The sequence below is a fragment of the Duganella radicis genome (assembly GCF_009720825.1).
Classification (GTDB): domain Bacteria; phylum Pseudomonadota; class Gammaproteobacteria; order Burkholderiales; family Burkholderiaceae_D; genus Rugamonas; species Rugamonas radicis.
In genome coordinates, this window is the sequence record NZ_WNKY01000019.1 from 61,892 (window position 1) to 83,926 (window position 22,035).

15 protein-coding genes and 1 pseudogene are annotated in these 22,035 nt (G+C 63.7%); 9 read left to right on the forward strand and 7 right to left on the reverse strand.

Going from position 1 to position 22,035, the window contains the following annotated elements; translation table 11 throughout:
• Positions 1-75 precede the first annotated feature (75 nt).
• Positions 76-2,259, forward strand: coding sequence for a 3-keto-alpha-glucoside-1,2-lyase-like domain-containing protein (locus GM676_RS17745; RefSeq protein WP_155465085.1), 2,184 nt, complete (start codon positions 76-78; stop codon positions 2,257-2,259).
• Between the two features lie 45 nt (positions 2,260-2,304).
• On the opposite strand, the gene GM676_RS17750 is transcribed toward GM676_RS17745, so the two are convergent.
• On the reverse strand, positions 2,305-3,159 hold the full coding sequence (locus tag GM676_RS17750; protein ID WP_155465087.1) for an ion transporter: 855 nt from the start codon (positions 3,157-3,159) through the stop codon (positions 2,305-2,307).
• Between the two features lie 111 nt (positions 3,160-3,270).
• Between GM676_RS17750 and GM676_RS17755 the strand changes: the two genes are divergently transcribed.
• From GM676_RS17755 to GM676_RS17765, 3 genes are all read left to right on the forward strand, one after another.
• Entirely contained in the window at positions 3,271-4,281 is a 1,011-nt protein-coding gene (locus GM676_RS17755) for a glycoside hydrolase family 53 protein (RefSeq protein WP_155465089.1), read from the forward strand.
• Between the two features lie 76 nt (positions 4,282-4,357).
• Entirely contained in the window at positions 4,358-6,610 is a 2,253-nt protein-coding gene (locus GM676_RS17760) for a TonB-dependent receptor (RefSeq protein WP_155465091.1), read from the forward strand.
• Between the two features lie 134 nt (positions 6,611-6,744).
• Entirely contained in the window at positions 6,745-8,439 is a 1,695-nt protein-coding gene (locus tag GM676_RS17765) for a subtype B tannase (RefSeq protein WP_155465093.1), read from the forward strand.
• A gap of 19 nt (positions 8,440-8,458) precedes the next feature.
• Here the strand turns inward: GM676_RS17765 and GM676_RS17770 are convergent, their stop codons facing one another.
• Positions 8,459-10,078, reverse strand: coding sequence for a diguanylate cyclase (locus GM676_RS17770; protein WP_155465095.1), 1,620 nt, complete (start codon positions 10,076-10,078; stop codon positions 8,459-8,461).
• Positions 10,079-10,291: 213 nt separating this feature from the next.
• Between GM676_RS17770 and GM676_RS17775 the strand changes: the two are divergent.
• The 3 genes and pseudogenes from GM676_RS17775 (at position 10,292) to GM676_RS17785 (ending at position 11,839) form a co-directional block, all read left to right on the forward strand.
• A pseudogene (locus tag GM676_RS17775) lies at positions 10,292-11,226 on the forward strand (ABC transporter substrate-binding protein).
• Positions 11,227-11,329: 103 nt separating this feature from the next.
• Positions 11,330-11,548 carry a hypothetical protein gene (locus tag GM676_RS17780; RefSeq protein WP_155465097.1) on the forward strand — a complete coding sequence of 73 codons (219 nt, stop codon included), beginning with the start codon at positions 11,330-11,332 and terminating at the stop codon, positions 11,546-11,548.
• 3 nt (positions 11,549-11,551) lie between these two features.
• Positions 11,552-11,839: a hypothetical protein gene (locus tag GM676_RS17785; protein WP_155465099.1), complete on the forward strand. Its 288-nt coding sequence runs from the start codon at positions 11,552-11,554 to the stop codon at positions 11,837-11,839.
• Here the strand turns inward: GM676_RS17785 and GM676_RS17790 are convergent.
• Positions 11,828-12,304: an MFS transporter gene (locus tag GM676_RS17790; protein WP_229262747.1), complete on the reverse strand. Its 477-nt coding sequence runs from the start codon at positions 12,302-12,304 to the stop codon at positions 11,828-11,830. The genes GM676_RS17785 and GM676_RS17790 overlap by 12 nt on opposite strands.
• Positions 12,305-12,692: 388 nt before the next feature.
• Here GM676_RS17790 and GM676_RS17795 point away from each other — a divergent pair, with 388 nt between their 5' ends.
• Both GM676_RS17795 and GM676_RS17800 read left to right on the forward strand, forming a co-directional pair.
• The gene (locus GM676_RS17795) at positions 12,693-14,423 is read left to right on the forward strand and encodes a methyl-accepting chemotaxis protein (RefSeq protein ID WP_155465101.1); all 1,731 of its coding nucleotides are present in this window, start codon (positions 12,693-12,695) and stop codon (positions 14,421-14,423) included.
• Positions 14,424-14,478: 55 nt separating this feature from the next.
• Positions 14,479-15,522 (forward strand): alpha/beta fold hydrolase, encoded by a 1,044-nt coding sequence (locus tag GM676_RS17800; RefSeq protein WP_155465103.1) that lies wholly within the window; start codon positions 14,479-14,481, stop codon positions 15,520-15,522.
• Between the two features lie 3 nt (positions 15,523-15,525).
• Here GM676_RS17800 and GM676_RS17805 read toward each other — a convergent pair whose 3' ends face one another.
• Genes GM676_RS17805 through GM676_RS17820 form a run of 4 tightly spaced genes read right to left on the reverse strand, consistent with a single transcriptional unit; the run spans position 15,526 to position 21,851 of the window.
• Complete coding sequence (locus GM676_RS17805; RefSeq protein WP_155465105.1) at positions 15,526-16,011, reverse strand: Dps family protein; 486 nt, start codon at positions 16,009-16,011, stop codon at positions 15,526-15,528.
• Positions 16,012-16,055: 44 nt separating this feature from the next.
• The gene (locus GM676_RS17810; RefSeq protein ID WP_371866278.1) at positions 16,056-17,489 is read right to left on the reverse strand and encodes an efflux transporter outer membrane subunit; all 1,434 of its coding nucleotides are present in this window, start codon (positions 17,487-17,489) and stop codon (positions 16,056-16,058) included.
• On the reverse strand, positions 17,486-18,637 hold the full coding sequence (locus GM676_RS17815) for an efflux RND transporter periplasmic adaptor subunit (protein ID WP_155465107.1): 1,152 nt from the start codon (positions 18,635-18,637) through the stop codon (positions 17,486-17,488). The genes GM676_RS17810 and GM676_RS17815 overlap by 4 nt, the downstream gene beginning before the upstream one ends.
• Complete coding sequence (locus tag GM676_RS17820; protein WP_371866279.1) at positions 18,630-21,851, reverse strand: efflux RND transporter permease subunit; 3,222 nt, start codon at positions 21,849-21,851, stop codon at positions 18,630-18,632. Before GM676_RS17820 ends, GM676_RS17815 begins: the two co-directional genes overlap by 8 nt.
• Positions 21,852-22,035 lie beyond the last annotated feature (184 nt).

Below are 22,035 nucleotides of genomic sequence, written 5' to 3' on the forward strand. Positions count from 1 at the left end.
CTCCGGAAAATTCTAATGCAATAATCAGCAAATTTCAGTTAATGCCGCCGCTACGGCCGATACACAAGGAGACGCATGAGAAGCTTAAACAAGGCAAAGCCTGATCTGATTTTGCGTGGCCTGGCCGTCGCATGTATTGCACTGTTATCCAATTCCGCGTTGGCTGCCGCGACCCCGCAGACAGTCACCCTGGACGGCAAGGCGGGCGGCAAGCGTTTTGATGGTATTGGCGTTGTCGACGGTGGCGGCGCCACATCGGTGCTGCTGAAGGATTATCCCGAACCGCTGCGCGGCCAAATCCTCGATCTCCTCTATAAGCCCAAATTTGGCGCGTCGGTTAGCGCGTTAATGGCCGAGATTCCCGGCGATGGCAACGCGACCCAAGGTTCGATGCCGAGCCATATGCACACACGCGACGACCTGGACTACTCGCGCGGCTACACCTGGTGGGTCTTGCGCGAAGCGAAGAAGCGCAACCCGCGATTGTCGCTCGATGGCGCGGCGTGGAGCGCACCGGGCTGGATCGGCGACAACCTCGGCAAGGCTCAGCAGGATGAACACCGCTTCTTCTCGCAGGATACGGCCGACTATTACGCCAAGTGGCTGACCGGCCTGCGCAAGGAGCACGGTCTGGAGTTTGACGCACTGGGTGTGCGTAACGAGAAAGGCACGGACTATGTCTTCCCCGGCACGCTGCGCAAGACATTGAATGCGGCGGGTTTCGGCAAGGTCCGGATTCATGGCTTCGACAACTGGCCAGATGAATGGAAGTTCAATTTCGTGCGTGACATGACGAACGACCCGGCGCTGCGCGACGGCATCGACATCATCGGCGCCCACATCAACGCGCCCGAATCGGTTGTGCCCGGCGATGTGCGCAAGCTGGCGGCCGAGATGGGCAAGCCGATCTGGAATACCGAGCAGCACGTCTACAAGGCGGGCTATGAAGGCCTGATCAGCATCGTGCAAGCCTTTAACGACAACTTCGTCAGCAGTGGCGTGACCAAGATCGTCAACTGGTATGGTATTGCCGGCATGTACACGCTGGAGCCGTACAACGGCGAAAAAGAAGCTGCGGTGCGTGCCAATTGGCCGTGGGGCGGGCATGCCGAAATCAATCCGGCCTTGTGGGGCTATGCTCACTATGGCCAGTTCAGCGAGGTGGGCTGGACCTATCTTGACGGTGGCAGTGGAAAACTGGCGGGCGGCGGTACCTATGTCACACTGATGGCGCCGTCGAAGGATTACAGTGTGATTATCGAGACCAAAGGTGCGACCGCTCCACAGCAGCTGAGCTTTGCCATCGGCGGCGGCCTCGCCAAGGGGGCGCTTGCCGTGTGGCGTACCACGTCGGAAGCGTACTTTGTGCGGCAAGCGGACCTGAAGCCAATCAACGGCGCCGTTACGATCAGGTTGGAGCCCAACGCCGTTTATTCGTTGACCACCACGCGCGGCCAGACCAAGGGAACCATCGGCGGCGGCGCCAAGCCAGACGCCTTCCCATTCCCGTATTACGAGACGTTTGAGCAGTACGACAAGCCACAGCAGTGGGGATATCTGCCGCGCTACTTCGCCGACATCAATGGCGCGTTCGAGCTGAAGGACTGCCCGGGGCAAAACAAGGGCCGCTGCCTGCGCCAATCCGTGCCCGTGCCTTCCATCTCCTGGTCGCCTGACTGGCAGCCATATACGATCATTGGCGACGACAAATGGCGCGATTATGAGGTCAGTGCCGACGTCTACCTCGGCCAAGGCGAGAGTGCCGCGGTGATGGGACGGATCAACCACGTGGGCACCGGCTATGGCTTTATTCCGAAAGGTTATTTCCTGCAACTGGACGATGGCGGTCGCCTGCGCCTGACGGTTATACGCGGCAAAGAAAACAAAAAGGCGCTGGTAGGCGACGCCGAGCAGCAAGCGCTGATCAAGGCCTCCAACGATGCGGACGAAGGCGGAGAAAAAGATCTGGCCACCACGCGGATTCCGGATGTCGCCGCTGGACAGTGGCATAGCCTCAAGCTGCGTTTCGAGGGCTCCCATCTGACCGGCTTCATCGATGGCAAAGCGGTCTTGCAAGCGGATGACGCCTCCTATGGACAAGGTATGGCGGGCCTTCTCGCGGGCACGGACGGCAAGCGGTTCAGCATGCCGTGGTATGACAACGTGCTGCTGAACCATCTCGATGGCCAGACCCCGGCTCCCACCCCGATGCTACAAGGGCAGCGGCCGATGTATGCCAAAGCGCCTCCGGTTCGCTAGCGGGGAAGGCAGGTTGACGGCAGATGCGGTTGAAATTGATCGAGCCTAAAGCTGCGCGCCACAGTCCTTGCAAAAGCGGGCGTCGGGATCGTGGCCGGTGCTCAAGCAGCTGCGGCAAACGCGCAGCGGCAGGACGCGCTGGCCGCGCTGGTGGGTGATCTCGGAACTGATGATGCCGGTCGGGACGGCCAGGATGCCCCAGCCCAGCAGCATCATGAAGGAAGCGATCGTGCGGCCGATGTCGGTCTTCGGCACCAGGTCGCCAAAGCCGACCGTGGTCATGGTCGAGATGGCCCAGTACACCGCCGTCGGAATGCTGGTGTAGCCGTGTTCCGGTCCTTCCACCACGTACATCACGGTACCCAGCAGGAATACGATCAGGAACACCACCGACAGGAACACGAAGATTTTGCGGCGGCTGGCCAGCAAGGCGTCGCCCAGCATGCTGTATTCCTGAATGTAGAGCGTCAGCTTGAGGATGCGGAACAGGCGCAGCAGGCGCAGGATGCGCACGCCCATCACCACGTGCGCGGCCGGCACAAACAGCGATACATAACTCGGCAGGATGGACATCAGGTCGATGATGCCGAAGAAGCTGCGCGCGTAGGCCAGGGGCCGCTGCACGCACAGGCAGCGGGCGATGTATTCCACGGTGAACAGCACGGTGAAGAACCACTCGGCCCCATGCAGCCATGCCCCATATTCGGATGCAATCGACTGCACGCTGGTCAGCACGATCACCAGCACGCTGAGCAGGATGGCGCCGATCAGCGCCAGGTCGAAGGCCCGCCCCTTGGGTGTATCCGATTCGAAAATGATGGCGTAAAGCCGCGCGCGCCAGCCGCTGGCAGGCTTGCCCAGGCGTTGTTGCAGTTGATCGATAGGTGCCGGAGTATTCATGAGCGCCTATCTTACCGGCAAATCGCAGCAGGCGGCGGGCATATCGAATAGACATGGTTCCCGGCATTTTCCTCATGCCTGCCCGCGCCGGCTTTCGGCTAGCATGGCGGCATGAAAAAATTACTGATAGCGCTGATGGCGGCACTCGCCTTGCCCGCCGGCGCGGAGACGTTTGCAAAAGGCGCGGATATCGGCTGGCTGCCGCAGATGGAAGCCACCGGCTACAAGTTCTATGACAAGCAGGGCAAGCAGCAGGACGGCCTGCAAATCCTCAAGGATCATGGCATCAACACGGTGCGCCTGCGTACTTGGTTGAATCCGTCCGATGACCGCGCCAGCGGCCATAACAGCAAGGACGAAACCGTTGCCATGGCGGTACGCGCGCAGAAGATGGGCATGCGCGTGATGATCAATTTCCACTACAGCGACAGCTGGGCCGACCCGCAGCAGCAGCGCAAGCCGGCCGCCTGGGTGGGCCACGATTTCCCGCAACTGCTCAAGGATGTCTACGCCCATACCTACGATGTGATGAGCGCTTTGAAGCAGGCCGGCGTTACGCCCGAGTGGGTACAGGTCGGCAATGAAACCCGCACCGGCATGATTTACCCGGAAGGCCATACCGACAACTGGCCGCAACTGGCGCAGCTGATTAATCAGGGTTACGACGCGGTGAAAGTCGTCAGCCCGGCGTCCAAGGTCGTGCTGCATCTGGATCGGGGCAACGACAAGCAATGGTTCCGCACCTGGTTCGATAACGCCACCGCCAACGGCGCAAAATATGATGTGATCGGCCTGTCCTATTATCCGTACTGGCTGGATGGACGGCCGGACTACACGCTGTCCATCGATGATCTGGGTGACAATCTGAAGGACCTGGTCGCGCGTTACGGCAAGGAAGTGATGGTGGTGGAAGTCGGCGGCGAGGACAAGCAGCCGCAGAACACCTACGACATGTTGCTGGCCGTGCAGCGCAAGGTGCGCGAAGTGCCCAACCACAAGGGCCTGGGCGTGATTTACTGGGAGCCGCAGGGCGCCCGCAGCTGGAGTCACTATGAACTCAGCGCATGGGGCGACGACGGCCGGCCGACCAAAGCCATGGATGCATTCCTGGATTCCTTATAAGGAAGTGCGTTTATCTTCGTTTTCAGTGTTTAGATGGTTGTATATACTTCGACCATAAAATTACTGAAGGAGCGGGATGAACAAGCATTTGATGGCGCTGGCGGTTGCCGGCGCATTCACCGTGGCGCATGCGCAGGACAGGGCCTCCGATAAAATCGAAAAGGTCGAGGTCACCGCCACCCGCACCGGCGCGGTCGACGTGCAGCAGGTACCGGCCGCCATCACGGTCATCAAGCCGGACAATCTGACCAAATATGGCCAGGGCAACCTGAACGACATCGCCAATCTGGTGCCGGCCATCTCGCTGCAAGAGCAGGGCGCGGGCGTCAACAACATCACGATTCGCGGCCTGGTGGTGCGCGGCATCGTGCCGTCCGAGGTGCAGGATGCCTCGCTGGTGGCGGTGTACATCGATGAAATGCCGGTCACCCTCAAATCCGGCAATCCCGACCTGAAAGTGCTGGACCTGGAGCGCATCGAAGTGCTGCAAGGCCCGCAAGGCACGCTGTTTGGCGCCGGTGCCATGGCCGGCACGGTGCGCCAGATTACCCAGAAGCCGGAGTTCAATGATTTCTTCGGCTCGGTGGAGGCGGTGGGATCGCAAACTTCCAAGTTCGGCGGCACCAACTACAACCTGCGCGGCACGGTCAACGTGCCGGTCAACGATAATGTGCTGGCGCTGCGCGTGACCGGCTACACCGGCAACGATTCCGGCTACGTGCTGAATCAGGCCAACGGCAAGACTGATAACGACGTCCCCACCAATCAGGGCCGCGTCGCCGCGCGCTTGCGTGCCACGCCCGATCTGCTGATCGACGCCAGCATCACCGCCTCCAATATCAAGGGCGGCATCAACGACGCTTATTCCGGGCTGGCGCCGTACACCACCACCTCGCTGATCCAGCAGACCAGCAAGGACAATCTGCAACTGTATAACCTGACGCTGAACTACGACGCCGGCGCGGCGCAATTGGTGTCGTCCACCTCCTATCTGCATCGCGACACGCTGTACATCAACTCCGGCCAGTACAAGGCCACGGCCTTCATCTTCGGCGGCCAGCTGCCGTTGATCGCGTCGTCCTACGTGATCGGCAACAAGCTCACCAACTTCGCGCAGGAGTTCCGCCTGCAATCGAAGGCCGGCGGTCCGCTGAAATGGACCGCCGGCGCCTTCTACACGCAAGGCAAGCGCGATCTGCGCCAGGACCAGCCGACGCCCGGCTTCGACGCGCGCTTCGCGGCCGCCAAGAACTTCCCCGGCTATAACTCGCAGCTGAACGACAACGCCTTCACGCCGGACGATTACTTCTCGGGCACGCAGAACATCGATTCCAAGGAAGCCGCGCTGTTTGCCGAAGCCACTTACACGGTGTGGGATAAGCTGGACCTGACCGCCGGCCTGCGGCTGTTCCGCGGCACCCAGGACTTCGATCTGAAATTCAGTGGCCTGTTCGGTAACCTGATCAACTCCACGCCATCCAGGCCGCAGAGCAGCATTCCGGAGACCAGCAATAGTAGCGAGACCTCGAAGGGCGCCAACCCGCGCTTCGCGGCGGCCTACCGCCTGGATCAGGATCACACGTTGTACGCGTCGGCGGGCAAGGGTTTCCGCTATGGCGGCAACAATCAGCCGGTGCCGTTCGACTTCTGCGGCCAGAACGCGCCTTCGACCTTTGAGCCGGACAGCCTGTGGAATTTTGAAGCTGGTTCCAAGAACGCGCTGTTCGATCGCCGCGTGATCTTCAACGCCAGCGCTTACCTGATCAAGTGGAAGGACGTACAGGTCTTCAACAAGCTGCCTTGCACCTATTACTTCACGCAAAACGCCGGCAAGATCCGTAGCGAAGGTGTGGAGCTGGAGACCTTCTTCAAGCTGTCGCGCCAGGCTTCGTTTGGCGTGAGCGCCACCTTCAACCACGCCTACGCCGCCGAGAAAGTGGTGACCGGCATCGCCGCGCAGAATATTCCGGAAGATGCACGCGTGCCGTATTCGCCGAAGTTTGCCGCTACCGCTGTCGCCAACTACAGTATTCCGCTGGCGGGCGCGGAAGAGATTCTGCTGTCGGCGCAGTATGCGCACCGTGGCGAGTCGTTCACCAACTTCGCCGCGTCGCAGGGCAGCTACTCGCGCATCCCTTCGTCGAATACGCTGAACGCCACCGCGATCTACAAAACCGGCCCGTATGAGTTTGGCGTGTTCGGCACCAACCTGACCAACGGCGCCAAGATCAGCGATGTCACCACCAACACCATCGCGATTCAGCCGGGCGACAATCTGTACATGATTCGTCCGCGCACGGTGGGTGTACGCGTCAAGGCGCGCTTCTGAGAGCGATGCGCGCGATAAGTAAAAAGCAAACCGCAAGAAGCGAAAGGCAATGATGCGCCAGCGGTGCGCGCATATACTCCAGTTCAACGCTGGCCAGCGTCACGACAAAAACACAGCTCACTACTGGAGACCTTATGAAACGCACTGCGATAGGCTCATGCCTGTTGTTGTCGCTGGCCGCCTGCGGCTCGGACAATACCAACGCCACCACCACCACGACCGCCCCCACCGTCACCGCGCCTGTCACCGGCGCCTACGATAGCGCGCTGGCTTTCGATAAAACCAAATACACCACCATCAACGTCACCATTGACGGCGTCAAGACGCCGGTACGCTGGTACAAGGAAGTCTGCTACGTCGGCAAGCCAATCGCCATGGCGGCCAGCCAGACCAGCCTGACCGGCGCGGCCACCACCATTACCAACACCGCCTGCGGCTACCAGAGCATGAACATCTTCGTGCCGGAAAGCGTGGCCTCCAATCAGGACACCGCGATCTATTTCGCCGTGAATAACGGCGGCTGGTTCGCCAGCTACATCAAGGCCAGCGTGACCGACGGCGCCACCTTCGACAGCAGCGCAAGCAATGTCGGCGCGGCGCTCAAGGCGGGCTATGTGTACATCGACGTCGCCACGCGCGGTCGCGGCCTGGTGGCGGCGGATGGCAGCTACGCCGGCAAGGCGCCGGCCGCCATTGTCGACGCCAAGGCGGCGGTGCGCTATCTGCGCCTGAACGACAGCGCCATGCCGGGCAACGCCAATCACATCGTGGTGAACGGCACCAGTGGCGGCGGCGGTTTGTCCAGTGCCCTGGGCGCGTCGGGCAACAGCACGGATTACCTCTCGTACCTGAAAGACATCGGCGCGGCTGGCGTGACGGCCGATGGCTCCAGCATCATCAAGGATGATGTGCTGGCGATTAATGCCTACTGCCCGATCACGGATCTGGGCAATGCCGATCTGGCGTACGAGTGGGTGTACAACATCCTCGGCACGCGTCAGACCGTGGGCAGCTATCCGAATCCGACCGGCAGCGCTGAGCTGATGGCGAAATTCGTCGGCTACCAGGCCGGCCTGGGATTGAAGAATGCCGATGGCATGGCGCTGACCGCGACCACCATGCTGGTGGCCATCAAGGCGGAAGTGATCCGTTCGGCGGAAATCTACCTGGCGTCGGGCGGCACGATTCCGAATCTGGGCGAGAACATCAGCTACACCGCTGGCGGATTCGGTGCGCCAACCACCACCAGGACCTATGTCAACGACTGGATCGCCATCGACAACGCGACCAAGAAGGTCACCTCGCTGGACATGGAGAAGTACCTGAAATTCGTCGCCACCCAAGCCACGCTGAAAAACACGCCGGCATTCGACCAGACCGGCTTGAGCATCACCGCGTCCAGCGGCGAATCGAATATGTTCGGCACCGACAAGCAGGTGTATTCCAACTTCACCGAATACAGCTGGGATCATAACGACGTGGCGGGCGACGGCATCGGCTATGCCGACACCGGCTACTCGTGGACCCAGTTCTCGGCGCTGTCGACCAGCCCGCAGCTCAAGCAGGTCAAGTTGATCAACCCGATGGCTTACATCGGCACCGGCGCCACCACCGCGCCTTACTGGTACGTGCGCCACGGTACGCGTGACCGCGACACCGCCTTCACCGTGTCGATCAACCTGAGCCGCGCGCTGGCGGCCGATGCCAAGGTGCAGGACTTGAACTATCGCCTGGCCTGGAACCAGCCGCACGCCGGCAACTACGACGTGCCGGAAGCCATGGCGTGGATCGCCGCCACCCTGAAAGCGGCCACCGCCAAAGGGCTGTAATCCGCGGCCAGGCGCCCCGTCAGCGCACGCGCACCACGCGTTCGGCGCCGACGGGGTTGATGGCGTAGCCATTGCGGCCGGCCGCCTTCACACCGTACAGGGCCTGGTCGGCCGCGCGCATCACGTCTTCCGCCGTGGTGGCTTCATTGCTGGTGACGGCGATGCCGACGCTGGTGCGCACCTCGCGCTGCTGCGTGCCGAGCGTGAAGGGCGGCAGCATGGCGTCGATGATTTTCTTGCCCAGTACATCCATCTCGGTGGTCGACGACAGCTGCTCGAACACGATCACGAATTCGTCGCCGGCCAGCCGCGCCACCGTGTCCGTGGTACGCACCGCGGCGCTCAGGCGGCGCGCGAATTCAATCAGCACCTGGTCGCCGGCCGGATGGCCCAGCGTGTCGTTGATGGCCTTGAAGTGGTCGATGTCGAGGATCGCCAGTCCCACCGGCTGCCCGGAGCGCGCCGCCCGCGCCAGCGCCTGCGGCAGGAAGGCGTCGAACATGCGGCGGTTGTTCAGGCCGGTCAGGACGTCGGTGGTGGCCAGCCGGTGCAGCTCCAGCTCGGCCTGCTCGCGCCGCTGCGACAGGCCGTGGAACGCCCGGCTCAGATCGCCGAATTCATCCTTGCGCACCACGTCGAACACCGAAATGTCGGCGCGGCCGGCGCTGATGTCTTCCACGTGCCGGTGCAGGCGGCGCAGGGGCCGCAGCAGGTTGTTGGTGATCACCCAGCCGAACAGGCCGGCAAAGCCGGTCAGGATGGTCGCGCCCAGCAGCGCGCGCATGCGAACGCTCAGCATCGACGAGAAGGCGCTGCGCACCGGGTACGATAGTCCGATGGTCCAATCGGCCTCGCGCAAGTGCTTGTGCACCAGCAGTACCGGCACGCCGTCGTCGAGCAGGCCATCCTCCCAGCCTTCGCTGCTGCGCAGCGCCGCCTCCAGCAGCGTGCCCGGCATGTCGTCGCCTTTTTCCAGGATGCGGCTCTTGTCCGGATGGTGCACCATGATGCCGTCGTCGGTGACGATGAACAGGTAGCCGTCGGCGCCCGCGCGCAGATTGTCGAGCTGGGCCGAGAAGGAGGGCCGCAGCAGGTCGATGGCGCCGAGCAGGATGCCGATCAGCTTGCCCTCGGCATCGCGCAGCGGCTGCGTCAGCACCACCACCGGCTGGCCGGACAGCGAGCTTTTGAACGGCGCGGAAATCACGCCTTCCTGTAGCCGCAGCGTGTCCTGAAAATACTTGCGTTCAGTGATGTTGACGCGCTTGGCGCGGCGGTCGCGCAGGCTGGCCACCAGGTTGCCTTCGATGTCGAAGGCGTTGACGTTGAAGAAGGCGTCGCGCAGGGTTTCGTGCACTTCCAGCTGGCTCTGCACGTGTTCCAGCGACAGGCCGCGCTCGTTGATTTCCTCGGTGAGCGACTTCAGCAACTGGCGCTTGTTTTGCAGGTCGTTGTCGATGAACACGGCCGCGCCATTCAACAGCGCCAACTCCTGGCGGGCAATCACCTGCCGCAGTTCGGACTCGGCAATCAGCAGCGAAATGCCGCCCGCGCCTATCCCGGCAAACAATACCAGTGCAATGACCAGCGTGGTGATCTTGAACTTGAAGCTGTAAAAAAAGATCGAGAGAGGCCGCATTTTGTCTCCGGACATGCAACGCGGTGAGATCCCAGTATAACGCAGTCGCCTGTGGTGCAGTGTTCGCTTGCCGGTCAATAAGCAGATTGGAGCACAATCAGGAGGCTTTTCGCACCATCGTTTTTGCCAGCTCTCCACAATCGAAGCACAGTGTTGCTGTTTTGTATATCACTGAAAAGCTTTTAAATCACAACCATACAGGAGACCTGGAACATGACTGACACCATTAACCAAGCGCGCCGCCAGCTGCTGCTGGGCGCGACGGCCGCCGCCAGCGGTCTGCTGCCGGGGCGGGCACAGGCGGCGGGCGGGACGCTCAAGGTGGGGCTGATCATCCCGATGTCCGGCCCGTTCGCCTCCACCGGCCGCCAGATAGAGGCGGCGGTCAGGCTGTATCAACAGCAGCATGGCGGTACCGTGGCTGGTCGCAAGGTGGAAGTCATCCTCAAGGACGATGGCGGCGTGTCGCCGGACGTGACCAAGCGGCTGGCGCAGGAACTGGTGGCGCGCGACAAGGTCGAGGTGCTGGCCGGCTTCGGCCTGACGCCGCTGGCGCTGGCCAGCGCGCCGGTGGCCACGCAGGCCAGGGTGCCGATGATTGTGATGGCGGCGGCCACCTCCATCATTCCGCAGAAATCGCCGTTCATCGTGCGCAGCGGCTTTACCGTGCCGCAGATCACCCAGCCGATCGCCGAGTGGGCGCCGAGGAACAAGATCCGCAGCGTGGTCACGCTGGTCAGCGACTACGGTCCCGGCATGGATGCGGAGAAGACCTTTGTGGCCGGCTTTACCAAGGGCGGCGGCAAGATCGTCGAGACACTGCGCGTACCGTTGCGCAATCCGGACTATGCGCCGTTTTTGGCGCGGGTGAAGGATGCCAGGCCGGACGCGCTGTTTGTGTTCGTGCCGTCGGGCGAGGGCGCGGCGGTGCTCAAGCAGTTCACCGATCGCGGACTGGCGGGGGCGAAAAATTGATCGCGGCCATGAAAGGGCTGTCGTGGACCAGCGTGCGCGGCCCGGTGGAACTGGACGCCGCCACGCGCGACATGGTGCAAACCGTCTACATCCGCAAGGCGGAGCAGGTGGGCGGCGGCATGTACAACATCGAATTCGACAAAATCGACAAAGTCCGCGACCCCGGCGCCTGAGCCCGTATCGCGCACCTTTGCGCAAACTCAAGCATCCTTTGCGCGTCCCTGAACATCCTGTCGCTATCAGCGATGGGAGTTTTTTTCATCGGGGACGTACGCCATGGAACTTATAACCTCCGAACTACTCCAAATCTATGTAGGGGAAGAGCGTATCGATATGACTGAATGGCATTCCGGATATGGTCCAGTTGTGTATTTGAATGCCGTTGAGCGAAGGGCATACGAAATTCATGTCCACGAAGGATTACTGCTCAATGCTGCTGGGGATTTGCTTGATACTGGCAATGAATTCAATCTTGTTCCTCGTAGTGGGATATGAAGCATGAAGAAGTCTCAGTGGCGAGCTGTGGTGACCGCGCTGGAATATACAGTCCAGTTCTGGTCCGTTGCGATGCTCGATAGTGAGGATGGACGGCGTGAGCTGTTTAATCTTGTTTGGTATCGACGGGTTTATCCGTTTTCCCCGGACGACACGCGGCGGGCCTTGCGGTTTTTGGAAGGACGGCCTGATATTGATATTTCGGGGCTCTTGCCGCAACCGCATTCGGATAAAACGCTGCGCAGGGTGTTTTCGCGGTTGTACCGGACACTCGATAAGTTACCCGTTTAGCACCTTCGGCGCCCATTGGCGGCGGAACAGGATGAGGGTGCTGGTGGCGCCCAGCAGCAGGAAGATGAAGATGGCTTTCATCGGTAGCTCATAGCTGCCGCTGGTGTGCAGCAGCCAGCCGGACAGGCTGGCCGAAACGCCGCCCGCCAGGCTGGTCGCCACTTGTTGCAGGCCGGTGTTCAGGCCCACCGCCTGTTTCGGAATCAGGGTCAGCTTGCACAGCGCCAGGTTGTTGGCGGTGACCAGTCCCAGCAAGGACAGGGACACGACGTTCCACAGCAGGGCCATCCGCAACGATTCCGCATAGGCGCCCAGCAGCACCGTGGTGGCGCCGATGAAGCCGGCCACGATGAAGGTCTTGCGCACCGCCACCGCATCGCGCCCGCGCGCGATCAGGCGGTCCGCCACGTAACCCGCCAGTGCGGCCACCACCGCGATCCCAACGAAGCTGAAGAAGGTGTACAAGCCCGACTTTTCCAGCCCAGCGCCGGCCCCATCTTGCCACCGATTGAAAAGATGCCCAGCGCCGTGCCTTTCTGGCTTTCTGCGAAATTATTCGCCAGGTAGCGGTAGGTGGCCGGCACCACGATGCCTTCGGCCATGCCATCGGCATCTGCACCAGTCCGTACGACCAGAAAAAGGCGGAATTGAGCCAGCCGCGCTCCACGCTGCTCAGCCCGAACTCGCGCACAAACCCCTTGTCAGCTGGCATAGGCGATCGCGCCTGTCGCGTCTCTACACAAAAACCATTTTTACCGGGATTTTTTACCACGCGCTAACGTAGCGCCATTGTTATGTGGAAATGATTGGTCTAAGCTGGGATAGCAGAATAAGCCAGAATAAAGGAGACACTATGTTTGCCAACCTGACCATTCGTACCCGGCTGGTCGCCACCATGGCGCTGCTGGGCCTGCTCATCATCTTCATCGGCGCGCGCGGGATCGCGGCGCTGCATACCTCCAACAATGTGCTCAAGGACGTGTACTCGAACGCCATGGTGTCGATGAAGGCGATCTATGAGGCGCAGATCCAGATCGACCGCGCCCGCCTGTCGCTGGACCGCGTGGCCCTGAGCCCGGACGCCGCCAATGTGGAGGATATCTTGAAGCGCGCGCAAGGTTTCCTGGAAGGCAATGAGAAATTCTGGAAGAGCTATCTGGCCTTGCCGTTCGGCGAGGGCGAGAAGGCGCTGGCCGATCAGGTCGATGCCACACGCCAGGCGCTGATCAAGGATGGCGTGCAGGCGGCCATCAAGGCCCTCAACAGCAAGGACAAGGCCGAGATCGACCGCCTGATGCTGAGCGAGATCACGCGCCTGTTCCGCCTTTACACCGACGCCTCCGAAAAGCTGTCCAGCTATCAGCTCAAATCCACGGCCGACCAGTACGAAGCCAGCCAGGCCGATTACCAGCGCAATATGACGCTGGCCATCGTCACCATCGTGGCCGGCATCCTGGTGGCCGGCATCTCCGGCCTGCTGTTGCTGCGCGCCGTGATGCAGCCGCTGGATCAGGCCCGTTCGCATTTCCATGCCATGGCGGGCGGCAATCTGTCCAACCACATCGAGCCGGGGCGCAAGGATGAGATGGGCGAGATGATGGAAGGCTTGCAGCAGATGCAGGAACGCCTGGCCGGCACCGTGCGCAGCGTGCGCGAGGGCAGCGACGCCATCGCCACCGCCAGCAGCGAGATCGCCGCCGGCAATCTGGATCTGTCGCGCCGCACCGAGCAGCAGGCCGCCAATCTGGAAGAGACGGCGTCCTCGCTGGAGCAGCTGACCTCCACCGTCAAGCAGAATTCCGACAATGCGCGCCAGGCCAATGCGCTGGCGGCCTCGGCGTCCGATATCGCGGTCAAGGGCGGCGAGCTGGTGACGCGCGTGATCGGCACCATGGGCTCGATCACGCAATCGTCCGACAAGATCGCCGACATCATCGGCGTGATCGATGGCATCGCCTTCCAGACCAACATCCTGGCGCTGAACGCGGCGGTGGAGGCGGCCCGCGCCGGCGAGCAGGGCAGGGGCTTCGCGGTGGTGGCGACCGAGGTGCGCAATCTGGCGCAGCGTTCGGCGGCGGCGGCCAAGGACATCAAGGCGCTGATTACCGATTCGGTGGAGAAGGTCGGCAGCGGCAGCGCGCTGGTCAACCAGGCCGGCGCCACGATGGAGGAAATCGTCAACAGCGTGCGTCGCGTGACCGACATCATCAGCGAAATCAGCTCGGCCGGGCGCGAGCAGGAAATCGGCATCGAGCAGATCAACACGGCGGTGGCGGAGATGGACAACGTCACCCAGCAGAACGCGGCGCTGGTGGAGCAGGCGGCGGCCGCCTCGCAGGCGATGCAGGAGCAAGCCGTCAAGCTGGCCGAGATGGTGGCGGTGTTCCAGGTGGAAGGCAGCAGCGGCGCGGCACGCCGGCCGGTAGCGGTGGCCTCGGCGGCCAAGCCGGCCATCGCGAGGCCGGCCGCGGCACCGGCGCTCAAGCTGGCGCCCAAGTCCGCCGCTTCCAAGCCGGCGGCCAGCAAGCCGGCCGCGCCGCGCAGGGTGCCGGCCGACAGCAGCCAGGAGTGGGAAGAGTTCTGATCCACGGAACTCGCATCGCGCTCGCCGGGTCACATGGATTTGACCGGAGGGCGCGATGCAAGACCTTGATATCCAGAAAACCGCCGCAAGCCGCGGCCAGCGCTGGCGCAATGCCGGCCTGTTGACGGCGGCCTCGCTGGCCGCAACCTATCTCATGGTGCGCGTGCAAACCGCGCGCACCGAGCGCCAGCATCCTCCCCGTGGCCGCTTTGTCGACGTCGACGGCTTGCGCCTGCACTACATCGAGCAGGGCGACGGCCCGGTGCTGGTGCTCCTGCACGGCAATATGGTGACGGCCGAGGATTTCCGTTGCAGCGGCCTGATCGAGCGGCTGGCGCAAAGCTACCGCGTGATCGCCATCGACCGTCCCGGTTTCGGCTACAGCGACCGTCCGCGCGACGTCAGCTGGACCCCGGACGCGCAGGCGGAATTGTTGCATCAAGCCTTGCGCCAGCTGGGCGCCGGCGAATACCTGCTGTTGGCGCATTCCTGGGGCACGCTGGTGGCGCTGGCCATGGCCTTGCAGCAGCCGGCGCGGGTGCAGGGCCTGTTGCTGCTGTCGGGCTACTACTATCCCGGTCCGCGGCTCGATGTGCCGGTCGCCGCCATGCCGGCCATCCCGCTGCTGGGCGATCTGATGCGCTATACGGTGTCGCCGCTGATCGGCCGGCTGATCTGGCCGCTGACGGCCAAGGGCATGTTCAGTCCAAGCGCGGTGCCGCAAAGCTTCCGCCGCGAGCCGCCGTGGATGCAGCTGCGGCCGTCGCAGGTGCGCGCCACCGCGTCGGAAGCGGCGCTGATGATACCGGGCGCCGCCACGCTGGAAGGGCGCTACGGCGAGCTGCGCCTGCCAGTCACCATCATGGCGGGCGAGGAGGACCGCGTGATCGATCCGCACAGCCATTCGGAGCGGCTGCAAAAGACTTTGCCCGACAGTGAACTGGTGCTGTTGCCCGACATGGGCCATATGTTGCCGCACCTGGCGCAGGAGGAGATTGTGGACGCCATCAATGAAGTGGCGGAGCGCGCCGGCCTGAACGTGCCGGCGCGGCTGGATGGCGCGGCGCCGCATCACGGAGAGGCGGCGCCACCGATGTGAGGCTTATTCTTCCAGCAGGCTGCGCAGCATCCACGCGGTTTTTTCGTGGACGTCCAGGCGCTGGGTCAGCAGGTCGGCGGTGGGCTGGTCGTCGGCCTCATCGACCACCGGCAGCAGCTTGCGCGCGGTGCGGGCGGTGGCTTCCTGTGCCGCCACCAGATGGCGCACCATGTCCAGCGCGTTTGGCACGCCTTCGATTTCCTTGATGGTCGCCAGCTTCACGAACTGGGCGTAGGTGCCTGGCGCCGGATAGCCCAGCGCGCGGATGCGCTCGGCGATCTGGTCCAGCGCGGCCCACTGTTCGGTGTACTGCGTCATGAACATCTGGTGCAGGGAATTGAACATCGGACCCTTCACGTTCCAGTGGAAGTTGTGGGTCATCAGGTACAGCGTGTAGCTGTCGGCCAGCAGGCCGGACAGGCCTGCTGCGATTGTGGCGCGGCTTTCGTCGGAAAGGCCAATGTCGATCTTGATTGCTTTGTCACCCATTACATGCTCCTTCATTAATCAACGTGGACCTTTCCATTGTAGCGCTATGTGGCCGGCCCTGCCTGTACCGCAGACCAGCCGCCGCCGATCGCCTTCACCAGCTGCACGCCGGCCTGGCGGTAGCGCGTGGTCAGGTCCAGCTCGCTGCGGCGCGATTGCAGGTAGGCGGTTTGCGCGGTCACCACTTCCAGATAGCTGGCGGCGCCCTGGTCGTAGCGTTTCTTGGCCAGGTCGAGCGCGCGGCCGGCGGCTTCCGCTGCCTGATGGTCGAACTTGGCCGCCTGGTCGTAGTTGTCGAGCAGGGTAAGCTGATCCTCGACCTGCTGGAAGGCGGTCAGCACCGCCGCGCGGTAGCGCGCGCCGGCTTCGTCCAGCTGCGCTTCGGCGCCGGCGATCTGCGCCTTGCGGCGGCCGCCGTCCAGCAGGTTGACCGCCAGCGTCGGGCCGACCGCCCAGAACAGATTCGAGGCTTGCGCAAAACGGCCGAAGTCGCTGCTTTGCAAGCCGGTGCTCAGGCCCAGCGTCAGCGACGGGAACAGGGCGCTGCGCGCCACGCCGACCTGATCGCTGGCGGCGGCCACGCGCAGCGCGGCGGCGGCGATGTCGGGGCGGCGTTGCAGCAGCGTCGACGGCACGCCCACCGGCACCGCCGGCGTGGCGAAGCCGGCGTTGCCGGTGTCGGCCGCGTCCAGCCTGAAGCTGGCGGCGTTGGCGCCGACCAGCGCGGCAATCGCATGCTCCTGCACATTGCGCTGCGCCTGACGCTGGCGTAGCAGCGAGCGGGTCGATTCGACTTGCGTTTGGGCGCGCGCCAGATCGAGGCCGGAGGCGCCGCCGCCATCGTGGCGGCGGGTGATCAGATCGGCCTGGCGCTGGTAGGCCGCTTCGGTTTCGCGCAGCAGCTTGATGTCGGCGTCGGCGCCGCGCAGGGCCAGCAGGGTGTCGGCCAGCTGGATTTGCAGCGACAGGCGGGCGGCCGCCAGATCGGCGCTGGCGGCGCGTTCCTGCGCTTCGCCGGCGCTGACTTGCTGGCTGATGCGGCCCCACAAATCCACTTCGTAGCCGAGGTCGAATTGCAGCGTGCCGCTGTTGTACTCGGCCGGCGAGGTGGCGCCGCGCAGCGGCCTGAGGTCGGACTGGCGGTCGCGCTGGCCGTTCAGCGATGCGCCCAGCGTGGGCGATTGCGCCGACCGCAGCACGCCGGTGGCGGCCTGCGCCTGCTTGTAGCGCGCCAGCGCGCTGGCCAGGTCGGGACTGTTGGCGATCAACTGCTGTTCCAGCCGATCCAGCTCCTGATCCTGGTACATGGTCCACCAGTCGGCCGCCAGCGGTGGCGCCTTGGCGTTGGCGTCGGCCCAGCCGGCCGGGATGTCGCGGAAACTGTCGGCCATTGGCACGGCTGGCGGCTGCCGCAGCGGCGCCTGCGCGCAGGCGGCCAACGCCAGCGCCATCGTGGTAGCGTAGATGAGGTTCTTCACAGCTTGGCCTTTGCGTTGGTCGTGGCGGCGGCCACGCGCACCACGTCGCCGGTGGCCACGCCGTCCGGCGGATTGGCGATGACCTGGTCGTTGCGGTCGATGCCGGAAGCGACTTCGAGCAGGTTGCCCAGGTCGCGGCCGACGGTGATCGGCTTGACCACCACGCGGTTGTCCTTGCCCAGCGTCGCCACCTGCGTGCCCGACTTGTTGAAGATCAGCGCGCTTGGCGGAATGCTCAGCGCGGCGCTCGCCAGCGGGGCGTCGAAGTGGATCGAGGCATAGCCGCCCGGCAGCAGTTCGCGGCGGTCGTTCTGCACGGTCAGCTGCACCAGCATGGCGCCGGAGCTGGCGTTGATGGCTTGCGACAGCGATTGCACGGTGGCGGTGAACACCTGGCCCGGACGTTCGGGCACGCTCAGCTCGGCCTTGTCGCCCACCTTGATGGCGGCCACCTGGCGCTGCGGCACGTTGACGTACACGCGCAGGCGGCTGAGGTCGGACACCACGAACAGCTCGCTGCCCGGCGCGCCGCCGATGCCGATCAGCGCGCCCACATCGGTATTGCGGGCGGTGACCACGCCGTCGAACGGCGCCACCAGGCGGGTGTAGCGCTGCAAGGCCTGCACGCGGTCGACATTGGCCTGCATGGCGTTGACCGCCGACTGCTTGGCCGCCAGGTCGCCGGCTTTCTCATCGGCTTCCTGGCGCGAGACGGCGTCCGCCGCCAGCAGGCCCTGCCAGCGCTTGGCGGTGCTGGCCGCCAAGGTCAGGTTGCTGCGCGCGGTGGCCAGTTCGGCCTTGGCTTGCAGCAGTTGCTGGTCGAGGTCGGGCGTTTCGATATCGGCCAGGGTCTGGCCCGATTTCACTTGCGCGCCGATATCGGTGCTCCAGCTTTTCAGATAGCCGCTGACGCGGGCGTAAATCGGCGCGCGCTGCCACGGCTCGATGCGCGCCGGCAGTTCCAGCGGCGCGCCGGTGACCTGGCCGGCGGCCAGCACGCTCACCAGCGGCACCACCGGCGTGCCGGCTTGCTTGACTTGTTCGGCTTGCGAACGGCGGCTGATCACGCCGGCCGCGACCAGCGCGGCGGCGAGAACGATCAGGCCCAGGGCCAGCGGCTTGTGACCCGTGCGAGAAATATCAGACATGGACAGGTACTCCGGAAATTGGTTGGTCGTTGGATTGGATTTTCGGCGCGTGCTTGCGGTGCACCAGGCTGAACACGACAGGCACGAACAGCAGGGTGGCGGTGGTCGCGAAGATCAGGCCGCCGATCACGGCGCGGCCCAGCGGCGCGTTCTGCTCGCCGCCATCGCCCAGGCCCAGCGCCATCGGCAGCATGCCGATGATCATGGACAGCGCGGTCATCAGCACCGGACGGAAGCGCACCGAGCCGGCTTCCAGCGCGGCTTTGGTGGCGTCGCCCAGCTCATCGAGGCGTTCGCGGGCGAAGGAAATCACCAGCACCGAGTTGGCGGTGGCCACGCCCATGCACATGATGGCGCCGGTCAGCGCCGGCACGGACAGTGTGGTGTTGGTGGCGAACAGCATCCAGACGATGCCGGCCAGCGCCGCCGGCAGCGCCGAGACGATCACCGCCGGGTCCAGCCAGGACTGGAAGTTCACCACGATCAGCAGGTAGATCAGCACTACCGCGCCCAGCAGGCCGAACAGCAGGCCGGCAAACGCGCGGTCCATGGTTTTCACCTGGCCCAGCATCTGCACCGAGGAGCCTTTCGGCAGCTCGGCCTTGGTTTCCTCGATGGCCTGGTTGATGTCCTTGGCCACGGCGGCCAGGTCGCGGTCCTGGGTGGTGGCGTAGATCTGCACCATCGGCGCGATGTCGTACTGGCTGACGATGGCCGACTGCGTGCCGCGCTCGAAGCGGGCGACGCCGCCCAAGGTCGCGGTGCCGGCGGTGGAGCCATTGCCGACCGGCAGATTGGCCAGCGCCGACAGCGAATCGAGCTGCGGTTGCGGGGTCTGCATCACGATCGGGTAGCTGACGCCGTTGGCCGGATTCAGCCAGAAGGTCGGCGCCACCTGCGAGGAGCCGGCCAGGTTGACCACCATGCTGTTGGTGATGTCGCGCGTGGTCAGGCCCAGCTGCTGCGCCTGCGTGCGGTCGACGTCGACGTTGAACACCGGCGACTTGTTGGACTGCTGGATGCGCGCGTCGGCCACGCCCGGAATCGCCTTGATGCGTTTCAGCAGCTTGTCGGCGTAGGCGTAGTTCTCGTTGATCTTGGCGCCACGGATCTGCACGTCAATCGGCGCCGGCGAACCGAAATTCAGGATCTGGCTGACGATGTCGGCCGGCGGGAAGGAGAAGGTGGTGTCGGGGAATTCTTCCGGCAGCACCTTGCGCAGCTTGCGCACGTAGTCGGCGGTCGGCGCGTGCTCCTCGCTCAGGGCGATCTGGAAGTCGCCGTCCTGCGTGCCCATCATGCCGGTGTTGTTGTACACGGTGTTGATGGAGCTGGCCGGCATGCCGATGTTGTCGGTCATGGTGACAATCTCGTTGGCAGGAATCACGCGGCGGATGGCTTGCTCGACGCGGGCGAAGCGGGCGGCGGTTTCCTCGATGCGGGTGCCGACCGGCACGCGCACGTGGATCAGCACCTGGCCGGCGTCCACCGATGGGAAGAAGTTACTGCCCAGGAAAGGCACCATCGAGAACGAGGCCGCCACCACCAGCAGGAAGCCGATGATGAATTTCCGGCGGTTGGCCACCGCCGCTTCCAGCACGCCGGCGTAGGCGGCGCGCAGGCCTTCGAAGCGCGCTTCGAAGGCGCGCTGGAAGCGCACCAGCGGATTGCGCGATGGCTCAGGCGCGCCGCTGCCGCCGTGGGCATGCGCATGGCCTTCGCCGCTGTCGTGCGGTTTCAGCAGGTAGTTGGCCATGGTCGGTACCAGCGTGCGCGACAGGATGAAGGAGCAGATCATGGCGAAGATCACCGCCTCGGCCATCGGCACGAACAGGAAGCGCGACACGCCGTCGAGGAAGAACATCGGCACGAACACGATGCAGATGCACAGCAGCGAGACAAAGGCCGGCGTGGTGATCTGCGCCGCGCCGTCGAGGATGGCGGTTTCCACCGGCTTGCCGTGTTCCAGGTGCCAGTTGATGTTTTCGATGGTGACGGTGGCGTCGTCCACCAGAATCCCCACCGCCAGCGCCAGGCCGCCCAGCGTCATCAGATTGAGCGATTCGCCGATGGCCGACAGGGCGATGATGGAGCCGAGGATGGACAGCGGGATCGACACCGCAATGATGATGGTCGAGCGCCAGCTGCCGAGGAACAGCAGGATCATCAGGCTGGTCAGCGCGGCGGCGATCACGCCCTCCGACGCCACGCCCTTGATCGCGGCGCGCACGAACACGGACTGGTCGTTAATCGGCGTAACGGTCAGCGCCTCGGGCCAGCCGGATTTCAGCGTATTGATCTTTTCGCGGATGCCGTCGACGATGGCCAGGGTGGAGGCCGAACCGTTTTTCAGCACCGACATCAGCACCGAGCGGCTGCCGTCCACGTGCACCACGTTGGTTTGCGGCGCATTGCCGTCGTGGATGTTGGCGATGTCGCCGAGGTAGATGGTGGCGCCGTTGACTACCTTCACCGGCAGGCGCGCCAGTTCGGCGATGGCCGATGGCGCGCTGTTCAGCTGGATGGTGTATTCCAGCGTATCGATTTTCTGCGTGCCGACCGGGGTCAGTACGTTTTGCGCCGCCAGCGCGTTGGCGATGTCCTGCGCCGACAGCCCGCGTGCTTGCAGCAGGGCCGGGTCGACGTCGATCTGCACCTGGCGCTGCTTGCCGCCGTATGGCAACGGGATCGCCGCGCCCGGCACGCTGACCAGCGGCGTGCGCACGGTGTTGGTGCCCAGGTCGGACAGCTGTTGTTCGGACAAGCCCTTGCCGGACAGCGCCACTTGCAGGATAGGCACGGTGGCGGCGTTGTAGTTCAGGATCAGCGGCGGCGTGATACCGGCCGGCATCTGCTTGAGCAGCGATTGCGAGATCGCGGTCACCTGCGCGTTGGCGACGGCGATGTTCACGCCGGGCTGGAAGAAGATCTTGACGATGCTGACGCCGGTGTAGGTGTTGGCCTCGATGTGCTCGATGTCATTCACCGTGGTGGTCAGGGCGCGCTGGAACTGGGTCGAGACGCGGCCGGCCATCTGGTCGGGCGGTTGGCCGGTGTACTGCCAGGCCACCGCGATCACCGGGATCTTGATGTCCGGGAAGATGTCGGTCGGCGTGCGCAGCGCCGCCAGCGGACCGACGATCAGCAGCAGCAGCGCCATGACCACAAATGTATAGGGACGCCGAAGCGCCACGCGGACGATATCAATTAACACAAGGTTACCCCCAGGGAAAGACGGTATGCGGCGGCGGCGTCGCCGCGCAAAGGAATTGCTACATTAGTGAATAATTCTATCTTCTTAATAGTGATGGCTGACTTAAGAATTGTTTCTGGCATGTATCGGCGTGTATCTGCCGGCGTTGTCATCTGCTTGTAATCTGGCCGTCATGTTGCGGTCA